At 70.4% G+C, this 10,119-nt stretch carries 9 protein-coding genes; 5 read left to right on the top strand and 4 right to left on the bottom strand.

Features of this window, described 5'->3' with window-relative positions; genetic code table 11:
• Positions 1–14: 14 nt before the first annotated feature.
• On the bottom strand, positions 15–872 hold the full coding sequence (locus ACLEQD_RS28685) for a hypothetical protein (protein ID WP_410388339.1): 858 nt from the start codon (positions 870–872) through the stop codon (positions 15–17).
• 70 nt (positions 873–942) lie between these two features.
• Positions 943–1,314, bottom strand: coding sequence for an arsenate reductase family protein (locus tag ACLEQD_RS28680; protein ID WP_410388337.1), 372 nt, complete (start codon positions 1,312–1,314; stop codon positions 943–945).
• A gap of 154 nt (positions 1,315–1,468) precedes the next feature.
• Here ACLEQD_RS28680 and ACLEQD_RS28675 point away from each other — a divergent pair, with 154 nt between their 5' ends.
• From ACLEQD_RS28675 to ACLEQD_RS28660, 4 genes are all read left to right on the top strand, one after another.
• A complete protein-coding gene (locus ACLEQD_RS28675) occupies positions 1,469–2,503 on the top strand; it encodes a lysylphosphatidylglycerol synthase transmembrane domain-containing protein (protein WP_410388336.1) in 1,035 nt (344 codons plus the stop codon).
• Between the two features lie 114 nt (positions 2,504–2,617).
• Positions 2,618–3,028 carry an SET domain-containing protein-lysine N-methyltransferase gene (locus tag ACLEQD_RS28670; protein WP_410388334.1) on the top strand — a complete coding sequence of 137 codons (411 nt, stop codon included), beginning with the start codon at positions 2,618–2,620 and terminating at the stop codon, positions 3,026–3,028.
• Between the two features lie 197 nt (positions 3,029–3,225).
• Positions 3,226–4,848, top strand: coding sequence for a DUF1592 domain-containing protein (locus tag ACLEQD_RS28665; RefSeq protein ID WP_410388332.1), 1,623 nt, complete (start codon positions 3,226–3,228; stop codon positions 4,846–4,848).
• Positions 4,849–4,860: 12 nt separating this feature from the next.
• Positions 4,861–6,243, top strand: coding sequence for a DUF1552 domain-containing protein (locus ACLEQD_RS28660; protein ID WP_410388331.1), 1,383 nt, complete (start codon positions 4,861–4,863; stop codon positions 6,241–6,243).
• A 94-nt stretch (positions 6,244–6,337) separates the two neighbouring features.
• On the opposite strand, the gene ACLEQD_RS28655 is transcribed toward ACLEQD_RS28660, so the two are convergent.
• On the bottom strand, positions 6,338–7,624 hold the full coding sequence (locus tag ACLEQD_RS28655) for a pectin acetylesterase-family hydrolase (protein WP_410388329.1): 1,287 nt from the start codon (positions 7,622–7,624) through the stop codon (positions 6,338–6,340).
• 528 nt (positions 7,625–8,152) lie between these two features.
• Here ACLEQD_RS28655 and ACLEQD_RS28650 point away from each other — a divergent pair.
• Positions 8,153–8,599 carry a hypothetical protein gene (locus ACLEQD_RS28650; protein WP_410388327.1) on the top strand — a complete coding sequence of 149 codons (447 nt, stop codon included), beginning with the start codon at positions 8,153–8,155 and terminating at the stop codon, positions 8,597–8,599.
• Between the two features lie 21 nt (positions 8,600–8,620).
• Here ACLEQD_RS28650 and ACLEQD_RS28645 read toward each other — a convergent pair.
• Positions 8,621–10,119 (bottom strand): ATP-binding domain-containing protein (locus tag ACLEQD_RS28645; protein WP_410388325.1); only part of this gene is annotated, 1,499 nt, incomplete at its 5' end.

Raw genomic sequence — 10,119 nt, 5'->3', positions numbered from 1 at the left:
GCCTCCGCGCGCGCTCAGGAGTGGCGCGGCCAGGAGTCCTCGCTGCCCGCGTCCGGACGCAGCCTGCGCACGGCGCGCAGCAGCAGCTCCTCGTCGCGCGGGTTGGCCAGGAAGCCACGGGCCCCCAGCCTCCGCGCCCGGTCGAAGCCCTCGTCGTCGGACGTCGCGTGCACGATGAGCGCGGCCCCGATGCGGACCTCGCCCGCCAGCAGCCCCTCCATGGCCTGGAGGGGGGCGAGCACCACGTCGCTCCCACGCGTGTGCAGCACCTCCAGCGGCGTGGCGACGCGTGAGGTGATGCCGTTGCGCGCCAGCGTGCGGGAGATGAGCACCGCGGTGACGGGCGGCCAGCCGTAGAGCATCAGCGGCGGGCTGGGCGCGGCTGGACGGCGCGGCTGTGGCGCGGGGCCCTCCGTCTCACGGATGCCGTAGAGGGCGCTGAGCGCGCGGGACAGGGCGCCGTCGGAGGCCAGGTGCGGCTCCACGCGCGCCTTGCCGGACACGGCCCGCACGTCATCCACCGCGTCCAGCGACAGCGGGGCGGGCACGGCCAGGTGGAGCACCTCGCGGTCCTCGCGCGTCTCCAGCTCCAGCGGCACGACGCCGTACTGCCGGGCGATGCGCGCGGGCACCAGCGCGGTCAGGGAACGGTCGAGCGGGTGCCGGTCCAGGTCCACGGCGTCCACGTCGAACTGCACCGCCAGCCCGCGCAGCACGTCCGCCTCCGTGCACACGCCCTCGCTCACCAGGGCGCGCCCCAGGGGGACGTGGACCTCGTGGTGGTGCACCAGCCCCAACCGGAGCTGGCCCTTGTCGAGCACCCCCAGCTCCAGGAGGATCTCCCCCAGCGGGCGTCTGGATCCGATTTCCATGTCCACTCAACGTGGCAACCCGCCCGGCGCGCGACGACGGTCGGCCGGGGGCCCGTCCGCCCGCCTGCCCTCAGGACGCGTGAGGGGGGAACAGCGCCTCGTAGGCCTCCGGCTTGAAGCCCACGGTGACGGCGTCCTTCGTGACGAGCACGGGCCGCTTCACCAGCTTCCCATCCTTCGCGAGCCACTCCACCAGCTGCGCGTCGGAGGCCGCGTCGACCTTTTCCTTCCCGAGCGCGCGGTAGCTCTGGCCGCTGGTGTTGAGCCACTTGCGCACGGACACGCCGCGCTTCGCGATCCACTGGCGCAGCTCCGCCACGGTGGGGGGCTGGTCCACGATGGGGCGCACCCGGTGGGCCACGCCCCGCGCCTCCAGCCACTTCACGGCCTTCCTGCAGGTGTCACAGCCGGCGTACGCCAGCACGAGGATGTCGTCGGACATGCGCGGGCTTCTACCAGACCGCCCCCGCGAACAGTCAGCCGGGTGCCTGTGTTCCGGCCCGGAGGGCAGGCGGGCCGGCGTGCTCCGGCACCTGTCCCCTGGGGCGACGAAGCGCATCCTTCTCGAAGCCATCCCATTCCGTGGAAGGAGACGCATGGAGGGCACTCGCGCGGAGCCCATTCCCACCCTGGACGAACCGCTGGTGCTCCCGGCGCGGCGTCGGCGGGGCTGGTGGATTCCGGGGGCGCTGGTGCTCATCGCGCTGCTGGCGTTCATCCTCTCGCGGCACACGGAGGAGCAGCACTTCCTGGAGCTGGTGCGGCAGGCCCGGCCCGCGTGGCTGCTGGTGGCCGCCGCGTGCCAGGTGGGCACCTACCTGTGCGTGTCCGGCATCTGGTGGATGGTCCTGCACCGGGCGCGCATCAAGACGTCGCTCTGGGCGCTGGCGCGGCTGTCGCTGATGAAGCTCGCGCTCGACCAGGTGATTCCCACCGGCGGCGTGGGCGGGTCGCTGCTCGTCGGGCGCGGGCTGCGCCGCCAGGGCGCCAGCCCCGGGACCTCCGCCGGCGCGGTGCTGCTCACGGTGCTGTGCTTCTACCTCGCGCAGGCGCTGGGCGTGGGCGTGAGCCTCTTCTTCCTCTGGCGAAGGGCCGAGCTGAACGACTGGATCCAATGGCTCGTCACCGGCTTCGGCGTGGTGGCGCTCATCATCCCCATGGCCATCCTCTGGGCCACGCGGCACCGCGAGTGGAAGCCGGGCCGCTTCGCCCGGCGCATCCCGGCGCTGGGCACCCTGCTCAAGGCCATCGCGGAGGTGCCGCCCGGCATGCTGCTCAACCCCGGCCTGCTCGCGCGCGGCGTCGTGCTCCAGCTGGGCGTGTACGTGCTGGACGCGGCCACGCTGGGCGCCATGTTGCGCGCCATGGGGCAGCAGGTCCCGCTGAGCACCGTGTTCGTCAGCTTCATGGTGGCCTCCATGGCGGAGACGGTGTCCATCATCCCCGGCGGCGTGGGCACCTACGAGGCCGCGTCCGTGGGCATGCTCAACCTCTTCGGCGTCCCGGTGGAGGCCGCGCTCGCGGGCACCCTGCTCCTGCGCGGCTTCACCCTGTGGCTGCCCCTGCTCCCCGGGCTGTACCTGCTGCGCCACGCCTTCCGCCGCCCCGCGCCCGGAGGGCAGGCAGGCTGACGGCACCGCGAGCCGGGGAAGGCCGTAGCGCCCCGCCACCGCTTCCCGTGGCCGCCCGTCCTGCGCGATGGTTCGCTCCGCGTGGACGACACCGGTATCGGAGAAGATGCCTCCATGAACCTGGGCCCTGCGCTGTTCCTCCACCCCGGCGTGAAGGTGCGGCCGTGCGAGTGGGGGATGGGCGTCTTCACCGACGCGTTCATCGCGGCGGGAGCGCTCATCGAGGAGTGTCACTACCTCAAGGTTCCGCGGCAGCAGTGCCAGGGCGAACCGCTCGACGACTACGTCTTCGAGGTCCGCTGGCACCGCGACGAGGCGCCCCGCCAAGGGGAGTGGGTCGCGCTCGTGATGGGCTACGGGATGATCTACAATCACGCGAGCGACCCCAACGCGTCCTACAGCCGCGCCGAGGACCGCGATGTGTTCCGTTATCACGCACTGCGGGACATCCACCCCGGGGAGCAGATCTTCATCAGCTACGGGGACCCCTGGTGGAAGGCGCGGGGCGAGGAGGTCCCGCCCTGAGTCGCCCCGCAACGTGTGCGCACCTGACAGGTGCGTGCGCACTTCCTGCGCCGTGAGGGCGGCTTCTTCCTCGGGGCAGTTTGAAACGCCGGGAAATGAAATCCCCTCTGCGCGCGTGGGGGGCAACCAGTACAATGCCGTCCGCCTGTGCGCCGGTCGTCTGTCAGGCCGTGCGGGTGCGAGGAATGCCAGACATCATGCCATTGCGTCGTTTCTACCTGTCCTCCGCTCTCGTGCTGTCCGCCGCGGCCTGCACCGGCAACATCGGTGGGCAGGACGCGGCACCTGAAAGCGCGGCGGCGCCCGCGCGCGTGCGCCGGCTGACGCGCGACGAGTACAACAAGTCCGCCTCCGCGGTGCTGGGCACGCCCGTGGACGTCGCCCAGGGCTTCGCGGCCGAGGACACCATCCTCGGTTTCTCAACCCATGAGCGGCTCCAGGTGACGTCGCTGCTGGCGGATCAGATCGACACCGCCGCGGTGACGCTGGCGGAGCAGGGCAAGTCACAGCTGAGTGACCTCTACGCGTGCCCCTCCGGCAAGACGCAGGATGAGTGCGCGCGGTCCTTCATCCAGCGCGTGGGGGAGCGCGCCTTCCGCCGGCCGGTGACGGCGGAGGAGGAGGCGGACCTCCTGGCCCTCTTCAACCAGGGCAAGCAGGGCGGGACCATGGAGACGGGCGCGGAGCTGGTGCTCCAGGCCCTCTTCTCCTCCGCGTCGTTCCTGTACCGCACGGAGCTGGGCCCGGACACCGCGCGCAAGGGCCAGGTCGTGGAGCTGACCTCCTACGAGGTCGCCTCCGAGCTGTCCTTCATGATCACCGGCGGTCCGCCGGACGCCACGCTGCTGTCCGCCGCCAAGGCCGGCACGCTGTCGTCCCCCGACGAGCGCGAGGCGCAGGCGCGCCGGCTGCTCAAGACGCCCGCCGCGCAGCTGAAGCTGCGCCAGTTCTTCATCGAGTGGCTGGGGCTGGGCGGCCTGTCCAAGGTGAACAAGAACAACCTCGTGTACCCGGACTACAGCGTGGACTTCCGCGACTCCATGGTCCGCGAGCGCGACGCGTTCATCGACTCCGTCGTGAAGGACCACGCGGGCTCCGTGGAGGAGCTGCTGGGCGCCAACTACTCCTTCGTGGACGAGACGCTGGCGAACTTCTACGGCGGCCTGGAGCGCACCAACGTGGACGACGACACGGGCCTGGGCCGCGTGACGCTGCCCCCGGAGCGCCAGGGCATCCTCACCCAGGCGGGCGTGATGTCCACGTACGCCCACTTCGACTCGTCCTCGCCCATCAAGCGCGGCAAGTTCGTGCTCACGCGCATGCTGTGCCGCACGGTGCCCGCGCCGCCGGCCAACGTGTCCACCATCCCCCCGGCCCTGTCGGAGAACGCCACCACCCGCGAGCGCTTCGCGGCGCACACCAACAACCCGAACTGCGCCGGCTGCCACAAGATCATCGACCCCATGGGCTTCGGCATGGAGGACTTCGACGGCCTGGGGCAGCACCGCACGGAGGAGAACGGCAAGCAGGTGGACGCCAGCGGCGCGGTGATGGCCGCGGACGGCACCACCAACCTGGGCAGCTTCACCGGCGGCGCGCAGCTGGCGCGCTACCTGACGAAGAGCGAGGAGCTGGCCAACTGCGTGCCGCTCCAGTTCGTGCGCTACGCCATGGGGCGTGACCAGCACGCGTCGGACGCGGAGCTGCTCGCCGCCATGCGCTCGGGCCCCTACCGCACGGACCACCTGAAAATCACCGAGGCGCTGGTCAGCCTGGTGCGCTCGGCTTCCTTCACGCAGCGGCGTCTGCCCACCCGTTGAGCTTTGACCTCCATGCCCCGCGACTTCTCCCGACGCAGCCTCCTGAAGCTCCTGTCCGGCACGGCCATGGCGGCGCCCTTCGCGCACCTGCTCACCAGCTCCGTGGCCGAAGCGGCCGACGCCGCGCCCCTGCGCTTCATCGCCCTGTTCACCCCCCATGGCTTCCTGCCGGAGTACTGGACGCCCCAGGGCAGTGACACGGGCTTCAACATCGACTTCGAGAACTCCGTCCTCCAGCCGCTCCAGCGCCACCGCGACAAGCTGCTGGTGCTGGACGGCCTGGACTACCGCGTCCTCTACGAGCACGGCCGCACCGGCCACGAGGGCGGCCCCGTCACCTTCCTCACCGGCAGCGAGGTGGAGGTGTCCAGCGGTGACGAGCTGCCGTCCGGCCCGTCCCTGGACCAGGTGATTGGCAACGCGGTGGGCGGCGTCACCCAGTTCCGCTCGCTGCAGCTGCACGCCTTCGAGCAGTTCGGCGCCCAGCACGTCTACAACAGCATCTCCTTCACGGAGAACGGCTCGCGCGTGCCCTTCGAGCTCAACCCCGCCAACGTCTACAAGCGCCTCTTCGGCAGCCTGGGCGGCTCTCCCGCGGAGGCGCAGGCCATCCTGTCCAAGCGCAAGAGCCTCTTGGACTACCTCATCAAGGACGCCACCCGGCTGAAGTCCCGGCTGGCGGCCGCGGAGGGCACCAAGCTGGACACGCACCTGGCGGCGCTGCGCGACATCGAGCGGCGGCTCACCAACACCGGGGCGCTCAACTGCGCCCGGCCGGACGCGCCCTCCGACGCGCTGAGCGACCTGGGCGACATCAACAACATGCCCGGCCTCACCGAGCTGCACATGGACCTCATCGCCCGCGCGTTCGCGTGTGACTTGACGCGCGTGGTGACCATGACCATCCCCGGGCCGTCCATGCCGTGGATTGGCATTGACGAGGACATCCACAACGACATCGCCCACCGCACGGACACGCAGGCCGAGCCGGACCGCACGAACATCCGCCTGCGCATGGTGCAGGTGCAGCGGTGGTACGCCGAACAGGTGGCGCGCCTCATGGACAGCCTGAAGGCCATCCCGGAGGGCAGCGGCACGGTGCTCGACAACACCCTCATCCTGTGGGGGAACGAGCTGGGGGACGCCGCCGGCCACATGAACGTGTCCATCCCCACGGTGCTGGCGGGCGGCGCGGGCGGGAAGTTCCGCATGGGCCGCATGCTGTCCCTGCGCCCCGGCAAGGACCCGCTGGGCTCGTGGCCCGGCCCGGGCAGCCCGCTGCCGGGCGCGGTGGAGCACAACAAGCTGCTCACCTCCATTGCCCAGGCCTTCGGCGTGAACGTGGACCGCTTCGGCCACCCGGACTACACGGGCACGCTGCCCGGCCTCACCTGAGCCTCACCTGAGCCCGCCCGGGCTTGAAAAGACAACGGGAGCGGACCCCTGGGGCCCGCTCCCGTTTTCATTTCAGGGACGACGAAGGTGGGGACTACCCGCCGAGCGCGCCGTTGATGAGGGGCGCGAGGATGCTCATGCCCGCGTCTTCCTTGTTGTAGTTGTTGGCCGGCTCGTAGATGCGGACGCGCTGGTTGCCGCCGATGAAGCGCGACAGGAAGACGTCCATGGGGACCATCTCGCTGTGGCAGGCCCAGGACTGCCAGGGGCTGGAGACGTACTCGTACCAGTACTTCTTCTCCATGCGCTGGCAGGCGTGCGCGCCCACGAAGGTGATGATGGTGCTGCAGTGGCTGGCGTTGATGTCGCGCTGGTGCGGGATGAAATAGCTGAAGTTGTTGTACTTGTTCAGCTCGTTCACGAACGCGTCCTGGTCCACCTTCCAGTACGCGTGGATGGACGCCTCGTCGTTGGGCGTCTTGAAGCGCTCATACGAATAGCGCGAGTAGTTGTAGTCCATCGTGTAGCCCGTGTACGCGAGCTGATCGTTCGGGAACTCCGTGGCCACCATGCGGTTGATGGTGCCCATGTCGTTGATGTTGAAGCTGGCCGGCAGCTGGCTGAACACGGAGTCCAGGTTCCACGACGAGCGGATCTTGTCGTGCAGCGGGCGCGACAGGGAGTTCGAGTTCGGCGCCATGAAGATGGGGCCGGAGTCGTTGATCATGTACCCCTTGGCGGGGTTGATGGCCTTGCGGATGAAGTAGTAGCCGGCGGAGGTGGACGTGCCGCCCGCGCTGTAGCCCGTCACCAGCAGCTTCTGGACGCTGGGGAAGTTCTGCTTGGCGTAGTTCGCCGCGGCCAGCGTGTTGTTGTAGCCGTTGTGGTACCAGGTCAGCGGCGCCTGGCCGCCCGTGGTGTCCACGTACGTCTTGGCGTTGTTGCCGATGTGCACGTCGCCCGTGCAGTACGGCATGTAGACGATGTTCCAGTCCTTCGTGATGATGTCCTTGCGGTCACGGAAGGGCAGGCCCGGGTCCGCCCCGTTGACGATGGGGGACACGTACTTGGCCGTGAACTGCGTCATGTAGTCGTCGGAGATGCCGTTGGGGTTCGCCGCGCCCAGGATGCCCAGGCGGCCGCTACAGGAATCGTAGTCCCAGCACGCGCCGCCACCTTCCATCATGAACAGCAGGTTGGGCGAGCTCGTGCGGTGCACGAAGAACTTGTACTGCGAGCCGTTGCCGCACTTGAGGCCGGGCAGCGCCACCTTCTGCCAGGCGTAGTTGTTGCCGCCGTCCACCAGCACGTCGACGATGCCTTCCACCAGCACTTCGGCACGCGCGGTGCCCACGGGGGCGGAGAGGGCCAGAAGGCTCATCCAGAGAAGACTTCTCATGCGGCTTCCTCCAAGGGGGAGTGAATGGGGTTGCGGCCGCGGATGATACGTCTTTGTTTATCAGCCGGAAGCAGGGAAACTTCGCTACCGGTGAAAATAGTGAATTCCAAGGCGGGTGCAGCATTCCATCCGGGAGGACTGGGGTTGCTGTCTCGCGTCAGCCGGGCGCCGAGGATTGACGCGCAACGCCATGTTTTAAATGTATCAATTGCGCGGTGCGTTGGCGGGGTGGGGTGACACGGGTTGCGGCGGGTGTGGGCCGCGCGGTATGGCCTTGGGCATGAGCACGCACGCGCGGTGGAAGCTGCCCCTGGGCACGGCGGGAGTCCTGGTCCTGGCGGTGGGGGCGTGGCTTGTTTTGGGCGGACAGGTCCCGGAGGACGGCGCTCCGCCGGTGGCCCCCCCCGGCGGTCCAGAGCCCCGCGGCGCCCCCGCCGGTGTTCGCGTCCACGCCCGCGGTGCCCCGCGCGAAGGACGGCGGGCTGGACCTGGTGGGCGCGCGCGGCGCAGGTGCAGGCGGCGCCGGAGGAGGAGGCCGGCCCCTATCCGGTGGACCTGGAGGCGCTGCGCGCGAAGCTGCCGGGCAACCTGTACTGGGAGAATGACGTGCCCACGAAGGACCCGGAGGAGCTGCGCCGCCGCGAAGGGGTGAAGGCGAAGTGGAACGCGCTCTACGGCAAGGTGCTGGCCAACGAGGCGACGGAAGAAGAAGTGCACCAGTACTACGAGCACCGCCGCCAGGTGTCCGAGGACGCCATCACCTTCGCCACCACGATGCTGCAGGACTACGGCGACAAGCTGCCCTCGGAGCACAGGGGCCTGCTGGAGCTGAGCGTGAACCTGCACCGCGCGCGGCTGGCGGAGCTTCCGCGCCAGGAGTCGGACGCGCTGGCGCGCCGGGAGGCCCACGCCGAGCGGCAGAAGGAGTGGCGGGCCGGTGGCGGCCGTCAGCCCTGAAGCTCTTGAGCCCCGGCAGCCCTACGCCGCGCCGTCCGCGCCGGGGAAGGTGCGGATGAGCGGCGAGCGCACGGCGGAGGAGGCCACCCACAGCTGGTGGGAGGAGCGGGTGACGGCGACGTGCAGCCTGCGGCGGGCCTCGTCGTCCGCGGGGTAGGCGCGCGCGGTGACGTCCGGCAGGACGACGTAGTCGAACTCCAGGCCCTTCACGTTGTCCACGTCCGTCACGTCCACGCCGGGCTCGAAGGAGAAGTCCCCCTCCAGCACCAGCCGCGCCCAGGGCATCTCCTTGATGACGCGGTGGAAGGACTGGGCGGCCTCACGGCTGCTGGCGATGACGCCCACGGACGCGTGCGGCTCGCGCAGCACCAGGTCGCGCAGGGCGTCCCCCAGGAACAGCCACGCCTGGGCCTCGTCGGGGAAGTGGTGGAAGCCCACCGGTGCCCCCTCGCGGCCGGCGCGGGCGGCGTTGGCCGGGGACTGCGTGCCCAGCACGTGCTGCGCCAATTCCACCACCGGGCGCGGGCAGCGGTAGGACACCTGGAGCCGGCAGGTGGCCGCGTCGCGGAGGCCCAGCTCCTCCAGGGCGGCGTCCCAGCCGGCGAAGCCCGCCGCCGTCTGCTGCACCTCGTCCCCCGCGAGCGTGCAGCTGCGGCTGTCGCCGAGCAGCTGGCTGACGACGAAGAGCTCGAAGAGGGAGAAGTCCTCCGCCTCGTCCAGCACCACGTGCGCCAGCCGCTCCGCGCCCAGCGCGCCCCGCTGCGCCTTGAGGAACATGAGGATGGGCAGGTCGTCCGGGTCCACCGTGCCCGCGAGCGCGTCGGGCGTGTCCGCTTCGATGGCGCGCCCGTCCACGGTGATGAGGCTGTCCGCGTCGTAGCCCTTGTACTGGCGCGCCAGCGGCGTGGCGGTCTGCTGCTTCGTGTGCTCCATCACCTCCGCCACCACGGTGCGCGGCAACTCGCCCTTCGCGTCCGCCACCACGGCCTCCAGGAAGGCGCGGTCCAGGTACGCGTCCGCCAGCTTGATGCGCAGCCGGTCCAGCGTGGGGGGCAGGGCCTTGCCCTTGAACACCGGCACGCGGCCGGCCAGCGCGCGGCGCAGGGCGGGGTGGCGCTTGAAGCGCGTGACGAGCGCGGGCGTCTCCGGGGAGAGCTTGATGCCCGGCAGGCTGAAGGCGGAGCGCGCCGTGGCCAGCGACCAGGCCTCCAGCGTCTCCACGGACACCTTGCCCAGGCCCAGCGGCGCGAGCAGCCGGCGCGTGAGCCGGGCCAGGCCCGCTTCCGGGACGACGACCTTGGTGCGCGCCTGCGGGTAGGTCTTCGCGTCGTCGAAGACGACCTTGGCCAGCCGGTGCAGCGCCACCGTCGTCTTGCCGCTGCCGGCGCTGCCCAGCACCAGCAGGGGCTGCTCCGGGCCGGTGCTGACGGCCGCGTACTGCTCCGCGTCCAGGAGCGCCGTCACGCCGAAGGCGTCCTCCACGTGCGTGGCGCCCCGGCCCACGCCCAGGAAGCCCGGCC

This window comes from Corallococcus sp. 4LFB (genome assembly GCF_046520365.1).
Taxonomy (GTDB): Bacteria; Myxococcota; Myxococcia; order Myxococcales; family Myxococcaceae; genus Corallococcus; species Corallococcus caeni.
This window is presented reverse-complemented; position numbering and strand designations above follow the sequence as displayed.